Raw genomic sequence first — 993 nt, forward strand, 5'->3', positions numbered from 1 at the left:
GCCGCGCGAGCCGGTCTCGCCCTACGACCCGGCCGTGCTGGGCGCGCGGCGCATCGCGGCCAACCCGTCGACGCAGTTGGAGGACATCGCCAGCTACTACAGCGGCTGCCAGGTCGATACCGTGGCCGCGCCAGCGACGGAGACCCGCGTGTGCCGGCAGTACAGCGGCGCCACGGCGCAATCCTGCGCGCGCACCCTGTCCGTGTCGGTCTCGCGCACCAGCAGCTGCTCACCGGGCGACTGGTTCGCACAGGCGGCCTCAGGCAGCATCGGCCTCGCCGTGCAGTGCAAGCCGGACCTTCCGGCCTCGGCGCAGCATTTCCGGGTCACGAGCGGCGGCGTGCCGCTGGCTTTCTTCGACGTGGACATGGGCACGCCGTACGTGTTCCCGCAGATGGTCGTGCAAGTGCCGGGCGGCGCGTGGTGGGGCGGCGGCGCCAATGGCGTCTGGGTCGCCAACAACCGGTGCACGGGTGGCGACTGCCGGCTGACCGGCTTCATCGCCCAGCAGTACCGGCAGATCTGCATCGGCAGCGGCGGGGACGCGGGCGACATGACCTGCACCACCGAGCGGCCCTTCCTCGAGATCTACGCCGCCTGCCCCGCCGGGACGCAAAGTGGCGACCACATCGCGTACACCACGGGCGGCGGCGGCGACGGCGGATCCGCTCAGACGACCTACCTGGACAAGGCCACCTGCTACGCGCCCGCGCAGCAGCCCTCGGACTATCCCGGCTACGACGACACGGGCGCGGTCTCGGGCAGCTTCTGGACGGTGCAATCGAGCCGGCCCGTCGTCGGGTTCGAGCTGAATCCGGCCTACGGCCCGATCCCGCAGATGACGCTGGCCTACGAGCGGCCGCACACCACGGTCACGGAGTCGGACCAGTGGGACGATCAATGCCCCGCCCTCCAGGGCGATGGGCGCTGCGCGGTTTCCGGGGCGGCGCGCTGCGTCGATGGGCCGGCGACCCGGCAGATCGACGGCGCGCC

At 72.1% G+C, this 993-nt stretch carries 1 pseudogene; it reads left to right on the forward strand.

The features are described 5' to 3' along the window. Window positions 1-993: pseudogene (locus tag ACDELDRAFT_RS22985) on the forward strand (type-F conjugative transfer system mating-pair stabilization protein TraN); the annotation flags it as partial.

The organism is Acidovorax delafieldii 2AN (assembly GCF_000175235.1).
GTDB classification, from domain to species: domain Bacteria; phylum Pseudomonadota; class Gammaproteobacteria; order Burkholderiales; family Burkholderiaceae_C; genus Acidovorax; species Acidovorax delafieldii_B.